The organism is Actinomyces sp. HMSC08A09 (assembly GCF_001807465.1).
Taxonomy (GTDB): domain Bacteria; phylum Actinomycetota; class Actinomycetes; order Actinomycetales; family Actinomycetaceae; genus Actinomyces; species Actinomyces oris.
Genome location: NZ_KV789093.1, coordinates 51,741 through 76,871, shown reverse-complemented (window position 1 = coordinate 76,871; position 25,131 = coordinate 51,741). Strand labels below are relative to the sequence as shown.

16 protein-coding genes are annotated in these 25,131 nt (G+C 68.6%); 5 read left to right on the top strand and 11 right to left on the bottom strand.

The window, feature by feature from the left end:
* Window positions 1-388 precede the first annotated feature (388 nt).
* A complete protein-coding gene (locus HMPREF3165_RS03085; RefSeq protein ID WP_083303173.1) occupies window positions 389-1,942 on the top strand; it encodes a serine/threonine-protein kinase in 1,554 nt (517 codons plus the stop codon).
* A gap of 109 nt (window positions 1,943-2,051) precedes the next feature.
* Here the strand turns inward: HMPREF3165_RS03085 and aspS are convergent, their stop codons facing one another.
* The 4 genes from aspS to HMPREF3165_RS03065 form a co-directional block, all read right to left on the bottom strand.
* Complete coding sequence (gene aspS / locus HMPREF3165_RS03080) at window positions 2,052-3,851, bottom strand: aspartate--tRNA ligase (RefSeq protein ID WP_070510738.1); 1,800 nt, start codon at window positions 3,849-3,851, stop codon at window positions 2,052-2,054.
* A 106-nt stretch (window positions 3,852-3,957) separates the two neighbouring features.
* Window positions 3,958-4,647 (bottom strand): hypothetical protein, encoded by a 690-nt coding sequence (locus tag HMPREF3165_RS03075; RefSeq protein ID WP_040321109.1) that lies wholly within the window; start codon window positions 4,645-4,647, stop codon window positions 3,958-3,960.
* A gap of 178 nt (window positions 4,648-4,825) precedes the next feature.
* A complete protein-coding gene (locus HMPREF3165_RS03070; RefSeq protein ID WP_070510736.1) occupies window positions 4,826-7,264 on the bottom strand; it encodes a hypothetical protein in 2,439 nt (812 codons plus the stop codon).
* 408 nt (window positions 7,265-7,672) lie between these two features.
* A complete protein-coding gene (locus tag HMPREF3165_RS03065) occupies window positions 7,673-9,067 on the bottom strand; it encodes an enterochelin esterase domain-containing protein (RefSeq protein WP_070510734.1) in 1,395 nt (464 codons plus the stop codon).
* A 594-nt stretch (window positions 9,068-9,661) separates the two neighbouring features.
* On the opposite strand from HMPREF3165_RS03065, the gene HMPREF3165_RS03060 reads away from it, so the two are divergent.
* The 4 genes from HMPREF3165_RS03060 (at window position 9,662) to HMPREF3165_RS03045 (ending at window position 15,724) form a co-directional block, all read left to right on the top strand.
* Window positions 9,662-10,852 (top strand): ABC transporter substrate-binding protein, encoded by a 1,191-nt coding sequence (locus tag HMPREF3165_RS03060; RefSeq protein ID WP_070510732.1) that lies wholly within the window; start codon window positions 9,662-9,664, stop codon window positions 10,850-10,852.
* Between the two features lie 6 nt (window positions 10,853-10,858).
* The gene (locus tag HMPREF3165_RS03055; RefSeq protein WP_070510801.1) at window positions 10,859-11,935 is read left to right on the top strand and encodes an ABC transporter permease; all 1,077 of its coding nucleotides are present in this window, start codon (window positions 10,859-10,861) and stop codon (window positions 11,933-11,935) included.
* 4 nt (window positions 11,936-11,939) lie between these two features.
* Complete coding sequence (locus HMPREF3165_RS03050; protein WP_070510731.1) at window positions 11,940-12,821, top strand: ABC transporter ATP-binding protein; 882 nt, start codon at window positions 11,940-11,942, stop codon at window positions 12,819-12,821.
* A 305-nt stretch (window positions 12,822-13,126) separates the two neighbouring features.
* Window positions 13,127-15,724, top strand: coding sequence for a DEAD/DEAH box helicase (locus HMPREF3165_RS03045; RefSeq protein ID WP_070510728.1), 2,598 nt, complete (start codon window positions 13,127-13,129; stop codon window positions 15,722-15,724).
* A 96-nt stretch (window positions 15,725-15,820) separates the two neighbouring features.
* Here HMPREF3165_RS03045 and HMPREF3165_RS03040 read toward each other — a convergent pair whose 3' ends face one another.
* The 7 genes from HMPREF3165_RS03040 to HMPREF3165_RS03010 form a co-directional block, all read right to left on the bottom strand.
* Window positions 15,821-16,555 (bottom strand): DUF4097 family beta strand repeat-containing protein, encoded by a 735-nt coding sequence (locus tag HMPREF3165_RS03040; protein ID WP_070510725.1) that lies wholly within the window; start codon window positions 16,553-16,555, stop codon window positions 15,821-15,823.
* 115 nt (window positions 16,556-16,670) lie between these two features.
* The gene (locus HMPREF3165_RS03035) at window positions 16,671-17,291 is read right to left on the bottom strand and encodes a ribbon-helix-helix domain-containing protein (protein WP_070510723.1); all 621 of its coding nucleotides are present in this window, start codon (window positions 17,289-17,291) and stop codon (window positions 16,671-16,673) included.
* An 81-nt stretch (window positions 17,292-17,372) separates the two neighbouring features.
* Window positions 17,373-19,073 carry a GTPase gene (locus HMPREF3165_RS03030; RefSeq protein ID WP_070510721.1) on the bottom strand — a complete coding sequence of 567 codons (1,701 nt, stop codon included), beginning with the start codon at window positions 19,071-19,073 and terminating at the stop codon, window positions 17,373-17,375.
* A complete protein-coding gene (locus HMPREF3165_RS03025) occupies window positions 19,070-20,866 on the bottom strand; it encodes a dynamin family protein (RefSeq protein WP_004564822.1) in 1,797 nt (598 codons plus the stop codon). Before HMPREF3165_RS03025 ends, HMPREF3165_RS03030 begins: the two co-directional genes overlap by 4 nt.
* Window positions 20,863-22,308, bottom strand: coding sequence for a histidine--tRNA ligase (hisS, locus tag HMPREF3165_RS03020; RefSeq protein ID WP_040321107.1), 1,446 nt, complete (start codon window positions 22,306-22,308; stop codon window positions 20,863-20,865). Before hisS ends, HMPREF3165_RS03025 begins: the two co-directional genes overlap by 4 nt.
* A 51-nt stretch (window positions 22,309-22,359) precedes the next feature.
* Window positions 22,360-23,175 carry an MBL fold metallo-hydrolase gene (locus HMPREF3165_RS03015; RefSeq protein ID WP_004564820.1) on the bottom strand — a complete coding sequence of 272 codons (816 nt, stop codon included), beginning with the start codon at window positions 23,173-23,175 and terminating at the stop codon, window positions 22,360-22,362.
* Window positions 23,176-23,255: 80 nt separating this feature from the next.
* Complete coding sequence (locus tag HMPREF3165_RS03010) at window positions 23,256-24,869, bottom strand: ABC-F family ATP-binding cassette domain-containing protein (RefSeq protein WP_020991495.1); 1,614 nt, start codon at window positions 24,867-24,869, stop codon at window positions 23,256-23,258.
* Between the last annotated feature and the right edge of the window lie 262 nt (window positions 24,870-25,131).

Here is a 25,131-nt window from a genome sequence, read left to right as displayed (position 1 = left end):
CTGCTCGTGCGAGCACTGCTCGGACTCCTGCGCCGTGTGCGAGTGTGAGGACTGCTCCTGCCCGACCTGCAACCACAACACCTGCTCGTGCGAGCACTGCTCGGACTCCTGTTCCTCGTGCACCTGCGAGGACTGCTCCTGCCCGACCTGTACGCACGCCGCCTGAGCGACTCAGTCAGTCACCCCTAGGCGGGCTCCGCCTTCAGGAGGTGCGCCCCTGTGAGGGCCTTCTGCCGAATGACGTATGTCGGCAGGAGGCCCTCACGGTTTGCGGCAACGCTGTAGCCGGCGGCATCCGGAGCAGACGGTCAGCGGGCGGTCCCCTGGACGATGAGGCTCAGGGAATGGCGGGTTTGCGCCGATGCGTACGCGCAACGATCATGTGCCCATGAGCAGTCCCCTCCCTGTTTCCGGTGCTTCTGGGCACGTCGCACCGCCTGTGCCCGGTGTCCGTCTGGGACAGGTGCTGGGTCAGGGAGGATTCGCCACCGTCTACGCCGGGGAGCAGGTCTCGTTGGGGCGCCCAGTAGCTGTCAAGATCGACTCCAGGCCGTTGCACGACGAGCGCAACCGCCGACGTTTCATGCGGGAGATGGCGGCCGCCAGCCGGATCAGCGGGCACCCGAACGCGGTCTCGCTGATCGACTCCGGAGTGCTTCCCGACGGGCGCCCCTACCTGGTCATGGAACGCTGTGACGGAGGCTCCTTGGCCCAGGTCCTGCAGCGCGGCGGGCTCAGCGCCGCTCAGGCCGTCAGCATCGTCACGGCCGTGTGCTCAGCCCTGGGCGCCGCTCACGACGCCGGGGTCCTCCACCGCGACATCAAGCCCGGGAACATCCTCATTGACGCTTATGGAAGCCCGCGTCTGAGCGACTTCGGCCTGGCCGCCGTCCAGCGCGAGGGCATCGACTCCTCCGTCACCCTGGAGACGATGACGCCGGACTTCGCTCCCCCGGAGGCCTTCACCCTGGCCGCGCCCTCCCCCAGGGGCGACGTGTGGTCGATGGGGGCCGTTCTCTTCGCGCTCCTGACCGGACGCGGTCCTCGACGCACAGCCGACGGCGCGCCCCAGAGCCTGCCGGAGATCATCAACCACCTGTCGGTGCCCATCGACACCTCCGACGCGCGCATCCCCGAGGCGTTACGCCCGCTGCTCGACCGGGCGCTGCACCCCGACCCCGCTCAGCGGTACCGCGACGGCCATGAGCTGACCGAAGCACTGACTCGGGCCAGCGGGCTCTCGAACGGCGCGTTCAGCACCCCTCACTCGGCGCTACGGGATTCCCACCCCCTGCCTGCGGCGATCTCGACGCCCACAGCCGGATCGCGCCGCTCGAGCAGGGCACTGATGCTCCTGGCACTGGGGGTGACAGCGGGCGTCGTCATCTCCGCCGCTGTGCTGGGCGCCGTCAGGCTCATCGACTCGGTGCCGTCAGCGAACCGGGCGGCCGGGGCCTCTGCCTCGCCCGTCCTACATGCCGGGGCCCGAGCGGAGCAGGGCGCCGGCAGCCGCCCCTCGGCCACGGCCCGGGCAACCGTCCCCGGCTCCCGGAAGACCTCGCCCTCCCCGACAGCCGCCCCGACTCCCGCGCAGGTCAACGCCCAGGGCATCCCCTACTCCGACGACATGCCGTGGCCTCTGGGGACCTGCCTGAGCCGGACGACCTCGGTTGTGGGCGGCACGAGCGTCAGCCAGGTCGATTGCTCCCAGGCCGACTGGATCGTCTTCGCCGGCGGAACCTTCGATCCGGCCACGACCGCTTCCAGCGCCACCGAGGCCATGACGCATGACCCTCAGGTCGAGGCAGCCTGCACCAGCGCCTACGCGCAGCGCTACGGACTCGAGCTGTCCACCAGCTACACGATCAACACGCTCGGTCCCAATGATGAGGAGTGGGCCGCGGGCAGTCGGGGTTTCGCCTGCGTCCTGGGCCGGTTGTAGAGCTGCCGAGCCAGTATCGATGTTTCACGGCATCGACGGGTGCGCGCCAGATCATTCGTTTGACACGCACCCGTCGACCATCTCGGTTTGCCGTGGGCCCTGTGGGCTCTCAGGCCTTGTTCGCTACCTCAGGCTTATCGGCCGTGTCGGGCTCGGCGTCGACCCCGGCCTCCTTGCGCTGCTCGGGCGTGATCGGGGCGGGCGCCTCGGTCAGCGGGTCGAAGCCACCACCGGACTTGGGGAAGGCGATGACGTCGCGGATGGAGTCGGCCCGGGTCAGCAGGGAGACGATGCGGTCCCAGCCGAAGGCGATGCCGCCGTGCGGCGGAGCACCGAACTTGAAGGCGTCCAGCAGGAAGCCGAACTTCTCCTGGGCCTCCTGCTCGCCGATCCCCATGACGTTGAAGACGCGCTCCTGGACGTCGCTGCGGTGGATACGGATGGAGCCGCCACCGATCTCGTTGCCGTTGCAGACGATGTCGTAGGCATAGGCCAGGGCGCTTCCCGGGTCGGTGTCGAAGGTCTCCAGGCACTCGGGCTTGGGCGAGGTGAAGGCGTGGTGGACCGCGGTCCAGGCGGACTTGCCCAGGGCCACGTCGCCGTCGGCCTTGGCCTCGGCGGAGGGCTTGAACAGGGGGGCGTCCACGACCCACACGAAGGACCACTCGTTGTCGTCGATGAGGCCGCAGCGCTTGCCGATCTCCAGACGGGCGGCGCCCAGCAGGGCGCGCGAGGAGTCCACGGGCCCGGCGGCGAAGAAGATGCAGTCGCCGGGCGCGGCGCCGGCGGCCTGGGCCAGGCCCTCGCGCTCGGCGTCGGTGATGTTCTTGGCGACGGGTCCGCCGAGGGTCCCGTCCTCGGCGACGGTGACGTAAGCCAGGCCCTTGGCGCCGCGCTGCTTGGCCCACTCCTGCCAGGCGTCGAAGGTACGTCGGGACTGGGAGGCCCCTCCGGGCATGACGACCGCGCCTACGTAGGGGTTCTGGAAGACCCGGAAGGTGGTGTCCTTGAAGTAGTCGGTCAGGTCCACCAGCTCGCAGCCGAAGCGCAGGTCGGGCTTGTCCGAGCCGTACCTCTCCATGGCGTCGTGGTAGGTCATGCGGGCGATGGGCGTGGGCAGCTCGTAGTCGATGAGCGCCCACACCTCACGCAGCACGTCCTCGGCGACGGCGATGACGTCGTCCTGCTCGACGAAGCTCATCTCCACGTCGAGCTGAGTGAACTCGGGCTGGCGGTCGGCGCGGAAGTCCTCATCGCGGTAGCAGCGGGCGATCTGGTAGTAGCGCTCCATGCCGGCCACCATGAGGAGCTGCTTGAACAGCTGCGGACTCTGCGGCAGGGCGTACCAGGAGCCCGGTGCCAGTCGAGCCGGGACCAGGAAGTCGCGGGCGCCCTCCGGGGTGGAGCGGGTCAGGGTGGGGGTCTCGATCTCCACGAAGTCATGGGAGTCCAGAACCCTGCGGGCGGCCTGGCTGACCTTGGCCCGCAGGCGGATGGCGTGCTGCATGGCGCTGCGCCGCAGGTCGAGGTAGCGGTAGCGCAGACGCGCCTCCTCGCCGACCTGTCCGGCGTCCTCGGCGTGGTCGGAGACCTGGAAGGGCAGCGGCGCGGAGGCGTTGAGAATCTCGACGTCGGAGACGACGACCTCGATCTCGCCGGTGGGCAGGTTCGGGTTGGCGTTGCCCTCGGGCCTGGCGCTCACCTCCCCGGTGACGGCCAGGACGTACTCGGCGCGCAGGTCGTGGGCGATCTCCTCGCGGATGACGACCTGGGCGATCCCCGAGGCGTCCCGCAAGTCGATGAAGGCCACGCCTCCGTGGTCACGACGTCGATCCACCCATCCGGTGAGGGTGACGACCTGGCCGATGTCTGAGGCGCGCAGAGAGCCTGCGTTTCGGGTTCGCAGCACGGTGCTGAGTTCCTTCCGTGTGGGGCACTGAGCCGGTGCCCGTCGGGGCGCACCACGAGACGGGTGGGCGCCGGCGGCAGTTTACAAGGAGCTCGGGTCTCAGCCCTCAGGCCATGGCCCGACGACGCTGATAGGCGGCCATCCTGCGACGGTTGATCGCCACAAGCACCGACAGCACCACCAGGATCACACTGAGCCCGAGGACGAAGGCACCGATGATTGGGAAACCGGCCGACTCGCCACCTGGCCCCGCGGCTTGGATGCCGGCGGCGGTGCCGTTGGCCCGGCCCGAGGCCGCGACCTGACGGGGCGGCGGGGTGGGAGCCGGCGGAACGGTGGGAGGGGCGGACCCGCCTATGACCGTGACACCCGATACCGTGAAGTAGGGGCTCTTGTTGGTGTAGTCCGCCGCGTTGCCCTCCTGGCCGCTCTCCCCCTGGGCCCCGAAGACCCGGAATCGCAGCCAGTGGTTGCCCTGCTCGACGTACTCGGGCAGCTCGAAGGAGCCTGCGGCAGTGCCGTCCTTCTTGACGGTGATCGTGGTGACCACCTCGGACTCCCCGGGACGCGAGGCGACCAGGGCACCGTCGTCGATGAGGACCTGGACCGTCACGCCGCTGGGGAATCCCGAGAGCGTGTACATGATCGTTCCTCCGACAGCGACCGTCGAGGGGCTGACTGTTGAGGCGGTTCCTGTGGTGGAGGGACCGGTTTTGGTGTCCGCGCTGGCGACGGGGCTCGTGGAGACCACCGTCACCAGGGAGGCCAGGAGCACGGAGCAGACGATGACCAGCATCCGAGGTGACCCCTGGAGGCGCCTCAAGGCACTCCGATGCCGACTCGGCACGGGACGCCGCTCACGCCGTACGCGCTCAGTCGTCCGGAATATCCGGATCATCTGCTCACACCTCCTTTCCACGGCCGCGTGCTCCGGCCCCTTGACGATGTCATTGACGCTCTCCTACTACACCGTCTCAGCGCCTGCGCGGAAGCCGCAGGGAGGTCCGTGGTGCGCGCAGCGGCATCCCGGAGAACGCGGCGACCAGCAGGCTCACGGCTCCAACGACCAGCAGCCCTCCGGCGCTCCCCAGGAGCATGTCGTTGGCGCTCAGGCCCTTGGTGGGCGCAGCCGCGGTGTCCGGGAAGGTCAGCAGCTGAGCCTGTGCCGGGTTGCGAGGATCGAAGGAGGCAGAGGAGATCTCCAGCTTCGCCCATCCCAGGAGGCTGTTGTCGCGATCGGCCACCGCCAGCTCGTAGGAGCCGGAGTCGAATGTTGAGATATCGATGGAGACGCTGTTGGCATCATCAACCTGCACCCATCCCTTCGTGGTGGCGCCGGGGAAGACGAACACCGAGACCCCCTCGCCCGCCTGCGCCTTGGACTTGGGCAGGACGAGGTTGACGATGTTGCCCTGGCGGGAGCCGGACAGGGAGCCGGCGTTGTCCGCGCTCAGGTGGGCCGCGCTGGTCACCGGGGCCACCGGGCTCCGGTCCGGACGGACGGTGCGCTGTGAGGTCGCGTCATCCTCAGGCGAGGCCTGCGCCGAGGCCGCGGAGTCTTCCGAGGCATGGGCGCGTTCGCCTCCTGAGCCACCGGCGTTCGGAGCGGGCGCCGCCCCAGCGTTGGCCGGTTGTTGGGCGGAGCCGTCCTGCGAGGTCGAACGGGAGTCCGATCCGGCATCGGGGGCCTGCGGCGCGGAGGAGTCGGCCTGGCTGCCTGCGCCTGTGTCCGCGCCCGCACCTGAACCAGCGCCCGAGTCGGAGCCCGTGCCGCCGGGGTTGCCACCTGGGTGGTTGCCCGCGGCGTTGTCCGTTCCGGGGCGCCCACTGTCATCCGGGTTCGGCTTCGGAGTGTTCTGGTCGGGTTCGGTGGTCTGAGGTGCAGGAGCCGGGGACGCCGTCTCGGAGGGGTGGGCCGAGGGGGCCGGCGAGGCGGAGGGCTCCGACGACGGAGCAGCCGAGGGCGTGGGAGCAGGGCTGGTGGGTGAACCAGTCGGCTCCGGTGCGGGTTCACTGGTGGGCTCCGCAGTGGCCGAGGGCTCCGCGGTCGCAGGAGGAGCCGGGCTCGGCGCGGGGGACGGCTCCGGCGTGGGCTGCGGGGCGACGGCCTTGTTGAGGGCGAAGATGTTGGTCGCGGCCGTCAGCCCGGAATCGATGGGCGAGAGCTGCAGGTAGTAGCGCCCCTTGTCGACCTTCCCCCCGGTGTAGAGGGCCGACAGGTTGAGCTGGGCGTCGAAGGCCCCGTGACGGAAGGTGACGGGAACCGAGAGCGTTCCCGGAACCACGTACCCGCCGTAGGCCGCGACCTTGATCTCGACCGGCTTCTCGCCGTCGAGCATCGTCCCCTGCGAGCACCAGCCCGTACCCCGCACCCTGACTGCGGTATCCGGGTCGTAGGAGGGCTCTGTCCCCTGAAGATCCGAGCCATCTGAACCGAGCACCTGGACGGCGGGCTTGACCTGGCACGTCTTAGCGGTCGCGCTCGGCTGGGCAGAGGCAGCCGGCTCGGGCGACTTGGAAGGCGAGGGCGATGCGCTGGGTGAAGCAGTCGCGGAAGGACTGGCCGTCGGACTGGGCGCCGCAGAAGGAGTCGGTGAGGGGGCTGCCGACGGACTGGGGGCCGCGGAGGGACTCGGCGAGGGAGTCGTCGACGGCTCAGCCGTGGCATGAGGAGCCGGTTCCGCAGTAGGTGCGGTCGTCGGTTCAGCAGTCGGCACCGGGCCGGGTGCAGCACTCGGCTCCGCAGAGGGTTCGGGAGTCGGCTCCGCGGTGGGCTCCGCAGAGGGTTCGGGAGTCGGCTCCGGCGACGGCTCGGGAGCCGGAGGGTTGATGACATCCGGGTCCTGCTTGACAAAGGAGAACAGGCCCGTGGTCGCACTCACCGTTCCACTGGTGTAGGTGAGGCTGAAGACCTTCGTGCCGACCTCCCAGCCTTTGTCTCCGGTGGCCTGACGCACGCCCTTGACGAGGTAGTCAGTCGGGATGAACACGTCCTGCTCGCCGTTGGCGGGCGCCGGACGCTCAAGCTCGGCCTTGATACCTGGAAGCAGGTAGGGAGTGACGGTCTTGCCCTCGACGACGTTGAGCGTGATGGTGGGGTCCTCCAGGACCTCCCCAGCGGTACTGCACCAGCCCGACAGGATCGACTCGACCCCCACGCCGAACCCGGTCTCATAGACCGGCACCACGTACTCGGGCGCCGACTGGCCCTCGGGGTAGACCATTCTGGCTGCGGGGTGGCAGGCCGAACCGCTCTCATAGTCCTCAACAGCATTGCCTGCATTCAAAAGGGGCATGGCGGCAACACCGGCGGTGGCCAGAACAATGCCGAAGGCTGTCAGAACAGCAAGAATCGCGCGCAGGCCGCTCCTGACGGAAGGGAGGGCGGCAAGCAGCCGCTGAGCGTATTGCATGACGTGGTCTCGTTCATGGGCAGGGGCAGATGGACTTACTCGTACAGCACATGGTTGACAACCGAGATGCACGAGGAAAGGACGCACCACGAAGCAGGCGCGACTGCCTTTCGCGAACGATGATAGACGGACGCCTCCCTTCTAAGAATCCGCTATCACCCGAAAACATCGTCCGCGTTGTCGATTCCGGGTTAAGTATACACAGCGGTAACCCGTCAATCGGTCGGGTTGAGACCATTCAGAACCGGGAGACTTGAGGAAACTCGAGCAATGGTAACGATAAATTGGGATACGTGACCCCTTTGTTGCCAAGATTTCTTTTGTGTCACGGTTTTATTTGCGCAGTAGATCCGCCCCTGCAGCGCGCCCCGAGCTGGCGACAGCCGCACGCGGAGCACCTCAGGTGGCTCATGAGCAGAACCCCAGGTCCTGCTCATGAGCGTCAAGCCCCCACGACAAGGCATGACGCCACCAGGCGTAATCGTGCCCGCCACGCTCCTCACGATACTCGAGCAGCGCTCCTTCGACCCCAAGAAGCTCTGAGACGGTGCGAGCCCCCTGACGCAGGCCGTCTTCATGGACCCCGCACTGGACCACCAGTCGCGCCCCCAGCCCCTGACCATCATGAGGATGCTGGTCGCTTCTTGGGCGTTGCAGGCTCCGGGCCTCGGAGCGGTGACGCAACCAGCGCAGCAGCTCCCCTTCACCCTCGCCTCGGCGCTGAGAGCCGAGCCAGAAGGATCCGGACTGGACAATGGCACGAGTAGCCAGCTCGGGATGACGCAGAACCAGGTCGGCCGCAGCAACCCCTCCCAAAGACTGCCCAGCCACCACGGTCCGATCCGGGCGCCACATGCAACCAGCACCATCCTCAGAGGACACAGCTATCCTGCAGCCTCGTCCGCAGACGGCCCGATGTGCCGCCTGCAGACACCTACGGAGCAGTTCTCTGCTGCGTCGCGGATCCCCCAGGTCGCGTGAGCGCATGGCCAGGCTGCCGGACTCGATGAGCAGCACATCCCATTGGCGGGATCTGGGGGCCAGGTGATCGACGGCATGGTTACCACGCCAGATGTTTCCGTCGAGCAGGATCAGCAGACCCCGCTCACTGTGCCCGCAGGAGCCCTCCTGGACACGGCCCCCGCACCACAGTGTGACTCGCCGTCCGGGGTCTCCCGGCTCATCAAAGTCTGTGAGCACCTCGTTCTCCAGGTCGAACCGGAGGACGTACCTGTCGTGTTCATCCTGGGGACGGCTCAGCGCCTGCCACGCCCCCTCTGCCGAAGCGCCCGAGCCGATCATCCAATCCGGGTGCAGCATGGCCTTGGGGCCCGCCCATAGCGAGGACACCAGACCGAAGCCGTCATGCAGCCGGTCGGGATTGAGGGGATCGGGCCGTCCCAGTGCGTGAACGCGCTTCCAGCACTCGCGTCGGGCCCCGGCATCGCCAGGCAGGGCGTCATGAGTCACAACGATCCGGTAGCTCAAGAGCGCATCCTGCGGCAGCAGGACATGAAGCGCCCACCAGCCGGTCCCGGGAACCCGGGCGGCCAGTGCCGGCGCGATGTGAGCGCGATGGTTGTCGGTCAGGGTATTGAGATGGATGAGCACACTGGGGCTGGCGCCGTGCCGGTGGTCATCACGCCACAGGAAGCTCGCCTCCACCATCTCAACCCCGTTGATGATGTGTCCCTCCCCCAGGACGGGAGTGCCGTGCACCGCGGCAGCGGCCAAGGCTGAATCGTCAGGAACCGGAGGCCACCACGCCGGGGTGATGCGAAGCGGGCCACCGTCCTGGGCCACAGGAGTCGCGGCCAGCTGTCTCCACCGTGCCTGCGGCACAGGCGGTTGATCGCCACACCCCCCACTCACATCGCCGACTTTACAGCCACTCAGTAATCGGTTCCACGTATCGGTTCCACAGTGATCCGGCGATGGGAGGCTCGCATCATGGGACGCATGGCAGGCTTGCATTGTTCCGGGGAGCGTGGCATAGGGTAGTCGTCATGACGCACATCGTTCTTACGGCCACAACCGCTCCTGGCGCACAGGCGCTCGCGGTCATGTGTGGTGCGCAGATGTGTTGTTGTCGAGCCTGTTGATTCCGTCCCCTCCCCCCGGCGCTGAACCTGCCCGGGGAGCGTGACGTCGCCTCAAAGCAGCGTTGACGCCGTCCGAGAACGACAACCGGCCATGACGTCGTGGGCTCCCGTGCCGCGTATTTTCCGCTCGCCAGAGTACGGAGACGCCCTTTCACACGCTCTGATGGCCTGAGGCTGTGTCCGCACTTACTCGGCTTGCTCCGCTCGGCTTCTCGTGCTCCTCCTCCACCATTTTCACCGGGACGCTGCTGCGTCATGCGCATCGAGGCCCGTTCCCACCACTACAGGAGAAACCATGTCCACGTCCTCGTCGTCCTCTTCTTCCTCCGATCCGTCCCAGTCCTCCGACTCCTTGTCCTCCGTCTCATCGGAGGCCGAGGTCGTGGAGACTCAGGAGGTCACGGCTGAGAACGCCGCCGCGATTCTGGCAGCCGATGACGACATCGATGATCCCGACGCCAATGAGACGGATCAGTCGCATCGCGGCAAACCGTCACGGCGCACGCTGCTCACGATTGGGGGACTCGCAGCCGCTGCCGCGGTCGGTACCGGCGCGTACCTGACGATTCGGCGCACCAACCAGGGTGTCATCGGAGCCCACGAGGCACTCCCCCTGGTGATTGGCGGCGACATCTGCGCCGCACCACTGTACGCCGCGTACCACCGGGGTTTCTTCGACGACGCGGGCCTGAAGGTCACGCTGGCGCGCACCCAGCAGACCGAGGACACCAAGGACGGCGTGGGGGCCGGTAAGTACATTGGCGCTCCGGGAATCTTCTTCTCCTGGCTGGAGCCGATCTACAACGGCCTCAACGCCAGGCTCACCGCGGGGCTCCACGCCGGCTGCCTGCGCCTGGTGGTGCGCAAGGACTCTCCGTATCAGAAGCTGGCTGACCTGAAAGGCACCACCATCGGCGTGCCGTCACTGTCGTCATCCGCCTTCGCCTACTTCGCGATCGGGCTGTCCGAGGCCGGCATCAACGTCAAGCCGGACGGAGGCGACATCACGTGGCGCACAGTCGATGCGGACTCCTTGGGGACCGCACTGACTGACGGTCAGGTGGACGCCATCATGGGTTCTGACCCCGGACCGCTGCTTCCCGTCTTCAACGGGACGGCCCGTGAGCTGGCCAACAACGACGCTGAGGAGTTCTGCTGCTCGGTGGCACTCAACGGGGACTTCGTACATCGGCAGCCCAAGGAGGCGAAGGCTCTGACCGAGGCTTGGTTGAAGGGCTCGGCCTACGTACCGGGCCACATCGAGGAGATCGCCAAGATCGAGGTTGACAACGACTACGTCGCCGCGGACCAGGACGTCGTCGTCCGGGTGCTTAAGACATACGGGTTCAAGGCCTCGGCCTCCAGGTTCCGGGCCGCGATCGAGCCCGGCATCGAGAAGTTCAAGGGGACCGGCTTCATCGCATCCGACGTCTCCGCCCGGAAGCTGACCGACACCGTCGTCGCCGACCTCGGCATCAAGGACTGAGTGACGATGCCCACTGAAGTGACTCCCGCGACCGCATCGACCGAGTCCTCCAAGCCCGTCGACGATGGGCATCCACGACCGCCCTCCTCCACAGCCAGGCAGAGCGCACCAAGCGATCGCCGTTCCAGCGCAGGCGCGCTTGTGAGCACGACGGCGCTATTCCTGTGGTCGGCCTACCTGGTCCTCCTCATCGCCCTGCCGGAAGCCGACCTTCTCCGCAAGGAGTCAACCACTCCAGTCGCAGTCCTTGCCGGGGCATGGCTGACCGCCCTGATCGCGTGGACACTCACCGCACGGGTCCGACCGGCCTCTTCGGCAGCGAGGTCTCTGACGCACTTCCTGCCCTGGATCAACGCCGCCGGCGCATGGTTCATCGTCTGGCAGCTGACAACATCCAAGCTCGGACTGCTCACGCCCCCGTACTTCGCCGCCCCAGAAGTACTCATTGCCTCCTTCCTCGGAGACTGGAGGCTGCTGCTCAGCTGCCTGGGTGCCTCGGCGCTGCTCTTCATCATCGGGTACACGGCGGGATCGGTGCTGGGGTTCTTCACAGGCCTGCTCATGGGCTGGTCGAGGCGCGCCGACTACTGGCTCCATCCGCTCCTTCAGACCATCGGCCCAGTTCCCGCGGCCTCTCTGCTTCCGCTGGCGCTGCTGCTGCTTCCGACGACGTACACCTCGGCAGCCTTCATCGTCGGCTTCGGCGCCTGGTTCCCCATGGCGACCATGACTCGGGCGGGAGTTCGCTCCGTGCGCCGCGACTACATCGACATGGCCCGCACACTGGGAGCCGACGAGTTCTTCCTCATCAGACGAGTGGCCGTGCCCTCCGCGCTACCAGACATGCTCACCGGCCTGTTCACGGGACTGGGAACCTCGCTCGCCGCCCTCATGACCGCCGAGCTGACCGGCGTCGACAAGGGCCTGGCCTGGTACATCAACTGGGTCAAGGGCTGGGCGGACTACCCCCGGATGTACGTGGGCCTCATCATTCTGGTGACCTTCTGCCGCACGCTCATGGTCCTGCTGTTCAAGATCCGCTCCTCGCTGCTGGCATGGCAGCAGAACCTTGTGAGGTGGTGAACCGATGTCTGCTGGTTCGTCGGCGGCTACTGCCGCGCCGCAGGTCTCGACTCCGTCCGTCCCCCGCGGCGCACAGGTCGATCTCGCTGGTGTCTCCCACAGCTACCCGTTGTCCCATGACCTGGAGCACGGGTGGCTCCATCTGCTGCTGCGCCGGTTCTCCCCCGCTGCGAGGGCTCGCTATGAGGCTGAGGCTGCCAAGCCGGATCAGCTTGCCGTCCTCAATGACATCGACCTGACGGTGGCACCCGGGGAGTTCGTCTCACTCGTGGGGCCGTCCGGCTGTGGGAAGTCCACGATCCTGAGACTGCTGGCCGGGCTGGAGCAGCCCGTCGAGGGCAGCGTCACCGCTGACTCCACGCAGGTGAACGGCCCCTCGCCTCTGCGCGCGCTCGCGTTCCAGGACGCCACGCTCCTGCCGTGGAGGACCGTGCGGGACAATGTCGCCCTGGGCCCTGAGGCGAGAGGCCGGGTGGAGCGCGACCGACGCCGGGTGGAGGCGTCCCTGCAGCTCGTGGGGCTGCGGGACTTCGCCGATTCCTACCCCGCCACGCTTTCAGGCGGTATGGCTCAACGGGCCTCACTGGCCCGAGCCCTGGTCAACCGGCCCCGGCTCTTCCTCCTGGATGAGCCCCTGGGCAAGCTCGATGCCCTGACACGCCTCCAGCTCCAGGACGAGATCCTCAGGCTGTGGGAGTCCCAGCGCTTCACCGCCGTCCTGGTCACCCACGACGTGGACGAGGCCCTGCGCCTGTCCAACCGAGTGGTCGTCCTGTCAGAGCGCCCCGCGCGCGTCGTCGCCGACATCGAGGTGCCCGAGCACGACGAGTCGAGTGACGAGGTCCGCGAGCTGCGTCGGAAGATCCTCGGCCTGCTGGGGCGGTGAACGGGCCACGAGACCGACCTCACCTGTGATCCAGCCCGTGGAGCGCGGAGTTCCGCTGATTCTCCCGTAGCCTGGGCGCAGGAGCGATCCGTGCCCTGTTGACCCCGTTCGGGTCCTGCCGCACCCGGTGTGCGGCACGAGTATCCCGTGAGTCTGTGCGTGTTAGCCCATGAGTCACCCGGCCAGTCCGGGTGCGGGGCGAGTGTGGTGGGCCAGGTACGGCAAAGAGCGGAGGACAAAAGGTCCTCCCCCACACTCCGCCGCGGTCCCCACCATCTTCATGGGGACAGATATGGGATAACTTCATGACTCACTCCAGCAGTACTGCGCCTGGCGCCTCCGACGCTCAGAGCAAGGACGGCAACGGCCCCCTCAGCCTCGATGCGCTCTTCTCCGCCGAGCTCTCCGGCGGCGAGCAGACCGGCCCGACCAAGAACGACGAGGAGAGCACTGTCGCCGCGCCGCACCACCGCGACGGCACCACCTCCTCCCCCGAGGACTTCGCCACTCCTGCCTCCTCCGATTCCCCTGAGGACCCGGAGGACGTCGACCACGAGGAGGAGGCGGACGACGTCGACCGAGACCTCCCCGAGGCCGACCCGGAGGACGGGATCGACGACTCCGATGAGGACGACGGCGTCGACATTGATGAGGACGAGGTTGACGGCCACACCCCCTTCATCGACACCGATGCCGACTCCGACAGCCACCAGCGCGACGTCGAGCGCGCCGCCTCGCCGCGCGACCGGGACAAGAGCGAGGTGAGGACCGCTCACGAGGATGAGGAGATCACCTTCGCCGACCTGGGTCTTCCCGGTGACCTGCTCAAGGCCGTCACCGACATGGGCTTCGTGACCCCCACCGCCATCCAGAAGGAGGCGATCCCGGTTCTGCTGGCCGGCCGTGACGTCGTCGGCGTCGCCCAGACCGGAACCGGCAAGACGGCGGCCTTCGGGCTTCCGCTGCTCGACGCCGTCGACTCGCGTGACAACGTCGTTCAGGCGCTCGTTCTGGCCCCCACCCGCGAGCTCGCGCTCCAGAGCGCCGAGGCCATCACTGATATGGCCGCCCGCTCCCGCGGACTGGAGGTGGTGGCCGTCTACGGCGGCGCCCCCTACGGCCCCCAGATCGGCGCGCTCAAGGGCGGCGCCCAGGTCGTCGTCGGCACTCCCGGCCGCGTCATCGACCTCATTGATAAGGGCGCGCTCCAGCTCGACGACGTGCGCTACTTCGTCCTGGACGAGGCCGACGAGATGCTGCGGATGGGCTTCGCCGAGGACGTGGAGACGATTGCGGAGTCTCTTCCCGCCGATCGGCGCACCGCCCTGTTCTCCGCGACGATGCCGCCGGCCATCCAGGCCGTGGCGCGCCAGCACCTCCACGAGCCCGTTCAGGTCGAGGTCTCCAGGCCGGCCTCCACTGTCGCCACCGTCCACCAGACCTACGCGGTGGTTCCCTTCCGTCACAAGATCGGCGCCGTCTCCCGGGTCCTGGCCGTCACCGACGCCGAGGCCGCCATCGTCTTCGTACGGACCAAGTCCACGGCCGAGGACGTCGCCATCGAGCTGGCGGGCCGGGGCATCCAGGCCGCCGCGATCTCCGGTGACGTGCCTCAGCGCGAGCGCGAGCGCCTGGTGGAGCGGCTGCGCGCCGGCACCCTCGACGTGCTGGTGGCCACGGACGTCGCCGCCCGAGGCCTGGACGTGGACCGCATCGGCCTGGTGGTCAACTTCGACGTGCCCCGCGAGGCCGAGGCCTACGTGCACCGTATCGGTCGCACGGGCCGCGCCGGCCGCCACGGCGAGGCCGTCACCTTCCTGACCCCCAAGGAGAAGGGCAAGCTCCGCCAGATCGAGCGCCTCACCGGAAGCCGTCTGGAGGAGATCACCCTGCCCTCCCCCGCGGACGTCTCCGAGCACCGCGCCCGCAAGCTCCTGTCCAAGGCAGCCGCACGCCACGAGCGCGGCCGTCTGGACATGTACCTGCCGCTGGTCGCCGACTCCGCCCGGGAGCTGGACATCGACGTCGAGGAGCTGGCAGCCACGCTGCTGGCCCTGGCCGTGGGAGACGAGGGACCGCGCAGGCGCGAGGAGCGGGGCGGTGAGCGCCCCCAGCGCGCCCGCCGGGAGGAGAACCTCGACTCCGAGGGGACCTTCCTGTCGGCCTCCTTCGAAGGCGGCCGGGAGAAGAGCCGTCGCGCAGAGCGAGGAGACCGCGGCGAGGGACGCCGCTCGGCCACGCGTTCCGGGCGCCGCGAGCACGAGGGCCCCGGGACCGTCTACCGCGTGGAGGTCGGGCACCGCGACCGGGTCCTGCCCGGAGCGATCGTGGGCGCGCTGGCCAACGAGGGCGGTATCGAGGGCTCCGATATCGGCAAGATCGACATCCTTCAGTCCTTCTCCCTGGTCACGATCTACGCCGACCTCAGCCCCGAGCAGCTGAGCGTCATGGGGCGGGCGACCTTTGCCGGCCGCGAGCTGCGGATCCGTCCCGACGAGGGTCCGGGGCACGGCTGGTCCAGCCCCAACGGCGCCGAGCGGCGTCCTAAGCGGCGCGACTGGGAGGACCGCAAGGACCGTGGCGACCGCAGCGACCGCGGCGAGCGGTCGGAACGCGGTTTCCGTCCCCGCCGTGAGGACGGCGAGCGCGGTTGGAAGGACCGTGATGGGCGCGGCGGCAGGGGCGGCTACGACCGCTCGGAGCGCGGGGAGCGCCGTGACAACCGTCGGTGGGATGAGCGCCGTGGCGATCGGGACGGCTTCCGTGGCCGGCGCGAGGACCGGGGTGGCCGCGGCTACGACCGCGACGGGCACCGGGGCGAGCGCCGTGGCTACGGCGAGCGCAACCAGAACCGCTTCGGCGGCCACCGGGGTGGCTTCCGCGGAGGGCGCGGCGACCGCTGAGTACCCTGCTACTCACTGACACGACGGGCTGGGGCGACAACATGAGTTGTCGCCCCAGCCCGTGCTGCCGACGGTGATCGTCGCGCTGGTGGCCGATCAGGCTCGACGGATCCGGATGGTCCCCATCTGGGCGCGAGCCCGTAGCTCGAGACGTCGTTCAAGCGACTCAGGGTTGCGCTGACGAGGCAGGTCAGTGGACACCCGGCCGAACTCGGAATGGCAGTCGGCCAGAACCGCAGTCCCCTCGGGTACTCCCACCGACACAGTGCCCAGCTGACTGGACAGGTCCAGGAATCCTTCATACGCCTCAAGGACCTTGACGGAGCCGGCCTCCGTGTGAGCCGACACCGTGCCGGTCGTGGAGCGGATGCGCACCGAGCCGGCCTGGGCCCTCACACTTCCATCATGGAGCGTGCCGATGACGATGGAACCGGCGTCGGCGTGCACCTGGGCACTCACGCAGTCACCCAGTCGGATGGACCCTGCCGAGGTACGCACCCGCACCTGCTCCCACCGGTGCTCCGCACTGATCAATCCGGCATCAATACTGGCATCAAGGCGGGTGCGGTCGGGCACCGTCACACGCACACGAGATGTCTCCGGACCCCACGGCCAGATACCAGCGAAACGCTCACGCCCCACGAGCGCGATCTGACGGATGGTCACCATGGCGCCGTCAGCAGTGACATCCAGAAGCGGTTCCAGAGGCTCATCAGCCTCGACAGTGATCGAGCGCCCAGCCCCCGGCGCGGTCACCACGCTCAGGGAGGACAGGTCCAGGATGAGGTTCGGCTGGGCGTCATCGGGAAGGTCGAAGGTCCAGATCGGCATTGGAGTTCTCCTCGGGTTCCGGGTATCTGCGCGCTCCGCCACGACAGGATCGGGCGGCGGACGAGTGGGGCAACGGGGATGCGTAGGTCAGTGGCAGACGATGCGGCGGTACGGGTCAGCCGAACCACCCAGTGAGCGTCACCCCCGAGGTCTGCCGCCCTGTCGGGCCAGTGGGCCGGCCGGAGCGATTTCCGGCGCCGTCGAACTCACTGGCGCCATGAGCGGTCCCGGTGCCAGCGGTCCAGGTACCCGCTGAGCTCCATGAGCCTGACGGCGACTCATGTCCTGCCAGCGCGCTGCGAGCCGCCTCGACGAGCCAGGCGTTGACCGAGCGCCCCTGGGCGCGGGCTGCGACGTCGATCTGCTGCTTGAGGGACTCGGGCAGGCGCAGTGTGGTGCGAACCTCGTTACCTTCCTGGGCCATGGGTTCCTGAGACACTTGAGAAGTGTTCTGCACCGGCACACCGACGGCTTCTGCGTCCTGGTTCAACGGCGTTGCCTGATTGACCAGGAGATGAGGGGTCGAGCCGTCCATCACAACGGCGACGTGTACGCCGTCGAGCTCACCGTTGAGCTCATCGACGGTATCCGCGAGCATCTGCAGAGTGACGAGTCGTAGAGCCGGATCGAGCGCAGCCGTCAGAGAGTGGGCTACCTCCTGAGTCCGCTCGTCGCCCAGGGACGAGATCTCCACGAGGGTCCGGCGCAAGGTCTCGGTGTAGGCATCCAAACGCATGACACCATGTTGACACCATTAACCACGCCTGTCCAGAGACCGTAATGCCATCATGACATCATTCAGTGCGAGCCAATGGTGTCACCCAGAGGTGATTCGCTCCAGAACCCGCGTGAGCTCGGCCCATCCCTGCGTCTCGGTCCTGAGCGGCTCAACGAGCTCGACGTCGACGACCTCGTCGGTGGCCCGGCGCAAGCTCTCAATGATCCGCCTGCTGTGACGCCTGGCCTGAAGGCGGGCCAGGAACGTTCCCAGCCCCGCCAGGACCAGCCCGATCAGCAGACCTCCGAGCAGGAGGATGGTGGGCCAGGGGACTGTCCCCCAGCGAGGAACGTCGATGCTGATGAGCAGGAGATAGTCCTCCAGGACGTGAATCGCCACGAGCCACAGCCCGCCGATGAGTGCCGTCAGTGCGGTCACCCACTGCAGTACGTTGGCGAGCCCCCACCAGGCCGGGCGCTTCCACGCCCCGTAGTCCACCTGGGCCACAGCCAGATCCAGAGGCTCGGCAAGCCTCTCGGCGCGCTCGTCGCTGCGCAGAACGGCCTGAGCGGCCAGGTCACCGGGCAGGGCGGAGCAGGCCGCCACGGCGTAGACGTGAGCACTGCTGCGCAGCCTGCCCGTTGCGGCAGGTCCTGCGGGGGGCAGGGAGGTCAGGTCGATGACGCCGGAGCCCGTGGCGCCGTCGGATCGTTCCGCGTCTGCGGACTTCGGGGCCGGCGGGCGCCCGGTCCCCAGGTGAAGGGCTCGAAGCGGGTCGCGTCTGAGGTGCCCGATCCACCGCAGCCAGAACCAGCCGACTCGGGTGCTGGCCCGGTGACGGTCCGATCCTTCAACCGCCTGTGAGACGACGTCGACCCCGGCGAGGCTCGCGGCCGCCTGCCGCAGGGCAGTGAGGGAATGACGTACCTGCGGCTCCTGCTGGTCGACCGGGCCCGGTGTTGGCGCACCGCGGCCGGATGGAGCGATGAGCCCCGTGCGCTCCCCCAGCTCACTGGCTGCGCGCCGGGCGTGGGCGGTAAGGCTTCGCGCACTGGCCAGCCTGTTCGAGGCGACCGAGGCCACGGTGCGTGCCAGGGTCTCTACGCCCTGTCCGGTGCGGGCGCTGACGGCAATCACTGAGACGGCTCCAAGACCCTCTCGGTCCAGGATCCTTCTGAGGTCGGCGAGCACTGCGTCCCGGCTCTCGGGGTCGAGCCGATCCACCTGGTTGAGGGCGACCACCATGACCTCGGCGTGCGCCGCCATAGGGATGAGGAAGTCGCGATGAACGACGCCGTCGGCGTACTTCTCCGGATCGAGGACCCACACCAGGACGTCGACCTTGCCCGCCATGCGCTCGGCGATGGCCCGGTGCGCGGGTTCGTCGGAGTCGATGTCGGGCAGATCGACCAGTACCGTCGTCTCGCCCAGGGCCCAGCCGCCGTCGACGCGCACTCTGTGGTTGATGGCTAGCCAGTCCAGCAGCTCAGTGGCCTCAGCGGCCGTGTCCGGGACGACGGCGAGGGGCTGGGTCGTCGTCGGGCGGGTGCGGGCGGTTCGGGACACCTCGGAGCCGGCCATGGCGTTGGTCAGGCTCGACTTGCCCGACCCGGTCGCCCCGAGAAGGGCCGCCACCGTGGTCTGCGGCGCTAGACGCCGACGGTGGGAGGCCTGCGTGAGGACGTCCCGGGCCTGGGTGAGTTCTTCGCCCAGACCGAGCTGCTCACCCAGATCGACCGCCCTGGCCAGGTCCTCAAGAACCTGAGGCAGGTCCAACGACTCGGAGCGGTCGGTGGTCACCTGGCCCTCCTCCCGGCCGTCCGGCGACCGCGGGCAGCCGGCAGGGCGCGCAAGGACGTGGCCGCCTCCTGGCAGGCCTGAAGCTGTTCTCGCAGCGTATCGGCGCTGGGGGTGGGCAGCGGCAGAGCATCGGTGAAGCACTTCGCCTGGTTGGCGAACAGAGCCGTGGCACGCTCGCTGAGATCCTCCCGGGCACGCTTGGTCATACCGCGCATCGCCTGGTCCCCGAAGACGGCCTCCAGAACGCGCTGGGCCAGGATGGCGGTACCTCCCGCGATCCCCACCTCTCCCCCGGTCAGTCCGCCGGTGTGAGCGAAGACAAGAATCATGAGGACGACTCCGGCGCCGTTGACCCCCAGGGACAACAAGCGGGCAGTGAGCCGCTTGTCAGAACCCTCGGATCGAACGAGCGTGAGAACCTGACGCTGCCAGTCGTGGACGAGGGCCGCGGCGACGACCTCCAGGCCGGTCTGGCTGGGCACCTCCGCCAGAGCCCGGTTGAGCGCCTGCTGGGAGGTGCCGGCTCGTCTCCAGGAGCGCTCCGTGGCCAGGCAGGCCCGTTGGGACTCGGCAACCAGGAGCTCAACCAGGGAGGAGCCGATCGCCTGCTCGACGCGCTTGGCCGGCGCCGGACGTCCCCGCAGAAGCGACGTGACGCGGTCGCGGACCCGCCCCACCTGCACCTCCAAGGACCGGAACAGGTCTCCGGTGCCCACGAACTCCTGCCAGCGGGCCAGCACCTCGCCGTGCAGCATGGAGCCGTCCTCGGTGGCCTCGATGACCCGCTCGAGAGCATCATCGTGCTCGGAGGTGGCTGCTCGCCGCAGCTCGGCGTGCTCGGCCTCCTGGGAGGCCAGCTCGACGGCGAGCAGCTCGCTCTGCGCCAGGAGGGAACCAATGGCGCCGGTCAGGCTGCGGTGCGCGACGTCCTGGCGAGCGGCCGCGTCGGAGGCCAGCGCCCCCAGCCACTGGCGCAGCGGCGAGACGCAGGACTCGGGCAGGAAGCCGTCATCGTCCAGAGCGGTCTCGGGAATCGTGAAGACCGGTGCCTCGGCCAGGTGCGCCTGCGCGAGCCGGCGCCGCAGGTCGGCCTCCACCTCGATCTGCGCGCCCTGCGGTACGCGGTCCAGGACGATGGCGGCCGTGATGTGCCGCTCGGCCGCGGCCCGCAGGTGCTCCCAGGGAACGGCGTCGGCGTAGCGGGCCGCCGTGGTGACAAAGATCCACAGGTCCGCCCCGGCCAGGAGCGTGGCAGCCAGGTCCCGGTTGTCCTCGACCACGGAGTCGACGTCGGGTGCGTCCACGATCGCCAGTCCCTCGGGCAGCCCCTCGCAGGCCCGCAGCTCGAGCTCTCTGGGGGTGTGATCGGTGGCCGGGCTCGCCGGTGCGTCGGCGTCCACGCGCATGCGCGACAGAGACCCCAGGACCCGGTCGGTGTCGAACCAGGCGGCGTCGGTCGGTGCGTGCAGCAGCAGGGGGCGGCGCGTGGTGGGGCGGATCGCCGAGGCCCTGGCCACGTGCCGGCGAACGAGCGAGGACACGAGGGTCGACTTGCCGGCCCCGGTCGAGCCGCCGACCACGGCCAGCAGCGGTGCGTCCAGGCTGGCCAGGCGGGGAAGGACGTAGTCACCGAGCTGGTCACGGATGAGCGTGGCCTTGTCCGAGGCGGCGGCGGTTCCCTGAAGGACATAGGGCATGGACAGGGCCGTCAGGCTGTCCCGGAGAGCAGACAGCGCCATGGTCGCCTGCTGGACGTGGTGCGTGCTGCTGGACTCGCTCCGGCTCGTGGTCATGAGGCTGAGTCGACCTCGCAGCCGTCCTGGCCATCGGCCGGGGAGCAATCCGCAGCCGGGCTGACAGTGATCCGGGGGGCGGCGTCGTCAGTGGGCGGCTGCCAGGTGGCAGCGTCGGCCTCGACCTGCTCACCGGAGCGGATGTCCTTGACCGAGTCGGGGGCTCCCTCAGAACCGGGGAACCAGACGAAGGGAATGGAACGCTTGTCCGCGGCCTTGATCTGCTTACCGAACTTGGCGGCGCTGGGGGCCACGTCGGCGCTGATGCCGCGGGCGCGCAGCGCATCGGCGACGGCGTCGGAGGCGCAGCGGTGGGCCTCGTCGGTAACGGCCACGAGCACCGTCGTGGGCACGGCTCGACTGACCTGCACCAGGCCCTCGCCGATGACGCGGGCCAGGAGCCGGGACAGACCGATGGAGATGCCCACACCGGGGAAGGTGCGCTTGCCGTTGGTGGCCAGGGAGTCGTAGCGGCCCCCGGAGCACACTGAGCCCAGATCCTCGTGGCCTGCCATGAAGGACTCGTAAACGGTGCCGGTGTAGTAGTCCAGTCCGCGAGCGATCTTGAGGTCGGCGATGACGGCGCCGGGGCGGCGGCGTCCAGTGGCCTCGAGCAGGGCGGTCAGCTCGGCCAGGCCCTCGATGAGGAGCTCGGTGGGCTCGGCGCCGGCCAGCGCCCGCAGGACCTGATCGGAGACGTCCTGACCATCGGTGCCGGTGATGGTGGCGAGCCTGAGGGCCTGTGCCGCCTGCTGCGCGGTGGTGCCGACGCTCTGGGTGAGCTCGGCGGCCACCTTCTCGGGACCGATCTTGTCGAGCTTGTCGACCACGCGCAGGACCTCGATGAGCCGGTCGGTGTCAATCCCGATCGACTGGTAGAAGCCCTGGGCGACCTTGCGGTTGGAGACGTGGATGGTGACCGCGGGCACCGGCAGAGCGCTGAGCGCCTCGTGCATGATGAGGGGGACCTCGACGTCGTGGTGGAGCGGCAGGGCGCCGTCACCGACGATGTCGATATCGGCCTGGATGAACTCGCGGAAGCGTCCCTCCTGGGGCCGTTCCCCGCGCCAGACCTTCTGGATCTGGTAGCGCTTGAACGGGAAGGTCAGCAGCCCGGCATTGTCCACGACGTAGCGGGCGAAGGGGACGGTCAGGTCGAAGTGGAGCCCCAGCTGCTTGCGCGGATCCGTCTCGGACTCGGCGTCGGCGGGATCGGCCTGAAGGCGGCTGAGCAGGTAGACCTCCTTGGAGGTCTCCCCCTTCTTCGTCAGCTCGCTCAGCGGCTCGACGGCGCGGGTCTGGATGCCGCTGAAGCCGTGGAGCTCGAAGGTGCGGCGCAGGATGTCGACGAAGTGCTGCTCGACGATGTGGCCCGCGGGGAGCCACTCGGGGAAGCCGGACAGTGAGGAGAGAGCTTGTCGTACCTGTGCCATGGTCCGCATTGTGTCATGACGAGCAGTGAGCCTGCGCGTCGCCGTCGGGCCCTGGCGCCATCAGGCCTTGAGGTCTCCCCCACGGATCTTGGCCTCGGCGAGGTAGGGGTTGCCGTGGTGCTCGTGCTCCATGGTGGTCACTGCGCCGTGCCCGGGCAGCAGGATGGTGGCCGGGTCGACGGCGTTGGCCAGGAAGCGCAGGGTGGCGAGCATCTGTACCTGGTCCCCGCCGGGCAGATCGGTGCGTCCGACGGAGCCCTTGAAGATGACGTCGCCGTCGAGGGCCATGAGGTAGGAGTGCTCCTCGTCGGCGACGGCAGGGTCGTCATCGATGACCTCGGCCTCGTAGAGCAGGGCGTTGTCGGCCAGGCGGGCCTCGAAGAAGAACAGCGTGGAGCCCTCCGAGTGGCCCGGGGCGGGGACCGCGCGCAGCGCGATACCGGGGGCCAGCTCGATGGCCTGGGAGAAGCCGTCTCCCGGGAAGAGACGGATGTCGGCGGGCTGCTTCCACTCGCTGCCGGCCATGTCGGTGAAGGTCATGCCGTTGGCGCTGATACCGGTGGTGATATCGGGCTCCTCGAGCCGGTAGCGGTCGCGCTCGGGGATGTATACCGGCACGTCGACGGCGTCGTCACTGGTGAGCAGGCCCTCGGCGTGGGCGGCCTCGATGAGCGCCTGGCTGTCCCACACGTGGTCGGCGTGACCGTGGGTGAGCAGGATGGCGCTCAGGGTGAGCCGATGGGAGCGAAGCAGGGCCAGGGCGCCGCGGGCGGCACCGGCTCCGGGGTCGACGACGAGGGCGGGTTCGCCCGGACCTGCGGCCAGGACGTAGCAGTTGGCGGCGAACACGGGTGCGATGGTGCGCTCCAAGATCATGCCCCCACCCTACTTGGGTCGTCTGGGAACAGTGACGATACGGGTAAAAGAGCTGCTCCGGTCCGCATGACCCGGCTGGCTCACCGAAGGTGGAGCCGCCGCCCCCACCAGTGCTCAATGAGCCAGCGGTCGTGGCTGGCGACGATGAGCGTGCCCGTCCATGTCCTCAGAGCGGCCTCGAGCATCTCGAGGGCGTCCAGGTCCAGGTAGTTCGTGGGCTCGTCGACGACAAGCACCTCAGGCCCAGCAGCAGCGGCCAGGGCCAGCTGAACGCGGCGCTGGTTACCGTCGGAGAGCTCGCTGACGGGACGGTTCCACAGGCGCGGGTGCAGTGCGCCCCGGCCGAGGTCCCCGATCCCCTCGGTCCACACGCTCTCATCCATCCCAGGGTCGCCGAGCCGCGGCAGATGCTGGGGTATCCGGAGCACCGAACCGGATACCGTGAGGCTGCCGACGGAGTCCTCCGTGGGTGCTGACCGTCTACCCATCCAGGCCAGAAGCGTGGACTTGCCGCTCCCATTGGCGCCGGTGACCAGCAGGTGCTCGCCTGCCATGACGTCGACCGTGACTGGTGCAAGGCGCCCGGGTACGGCAGCTGACCGTGCCGAGACCGCCATCCCTGTTCGCGGCGCCGGTTCACTCAGGCCCAGCTGCAGGTCGTAGGAGCGGGGCCTGCGCACCTCGGTACTGGCGAGCGCCTCCAGCCGGCGGTCGTCCTGCGTCTGGCGCCGGGTAGAGACGCGCTGGGCGCGGTCGGCGTAGAACTTCCGGGCCATGCGGGCCTCGGTCCGGGGCGCTGCCCCGCTGTGCCCAACGATCTCGGAGTCGCGACGGTGACGCACGAGCTTGCGCCGCTGCTCCTGCTGACGCTGGTGAAGACTGCGGTGGGACGACCTGGCGTGCGCCTTCTCCACGAGGTAGTCGCTGTATCGCCCCGCACACCGGTAGGCACCCATGGGGCCGCTGTCCCCGGAGGCGGTGGCGAGTGCCTGCCACGGCGCTGTGTCCAGGTCGACGACGGCGGTGGCCACCTCGTCAATGAAGGCACGATCGTGAGAGGAGAACAGGACCGGTCCGGGCCATGACACCATCATCTCGCTCAGGTAGCTACTGCTACCGGCATCCAGGTGGTTGGTGGGCTCGTCGAGCACCAGCGCCTGACCAGCTGAAAGAAGCAGAGCCGCGATCTCCAGCCTCCCCCGTTGGCCCTGCGACAGGGAGGAGACAAGGCGGCCTGTATCCACGCGTCCCAGTCCCAGCCCGGCGAGCGCCTCAGCCCGTCGAGCCGGCAGGTTCCAGGCGTCCAGCGACTCGAGCCGGGTCAGTAACGAGTCGTACTCCTCGGCGAGGGAGCCGGTTTCAGCTCCGGCATGGGCGATGGCCTCGCCCATGCGCTCGAAACGATCAAGCGCGTCCAGAGTCTCAGCGCAGACGGCGTCGAGATAGCCCTCGATCGACGTGGCGGTCGCCTCCTCCGAGTCGGCCGCCTGCGGGCCGGGCTGCTCGGGAATGCTGACAGTCCCCTGGTCAGGTGACAGCTCACCGGTGGCCAGGCGCAGGAGCGTGGACTTCCCCGATCCGTTGGGGCCGACGACGCAGACGCGTTCGTCGTCGCAGACCGTGAGGTTGATGCTCTCCAGCAAGGGGGCGGAGGTGTAGGAGAAACTGACATGGGAGAAACTGATCGCAGGCATGACTCGTCCTTGGCATGAGGCGGTGGGGGCACAGGGGCGAGTCACGCGAGCATGGTCACATGCTAACAGCGCCAGCCGGCGACGAGGCTGGGGCAACCGACACCGGCCCGCTCGTGAGGGGCACCGGCGCTCAACGAATCAACTGAAATCAGTGGGGCGAAGGATGGTGAATGGAGCCAGCGGGAACGTAGACTTTCGGCACTGCCGTCCTCCGACGGCACCTCACCACCACCCGGCTTGAGAGCCGGGCGCGAACGGAACG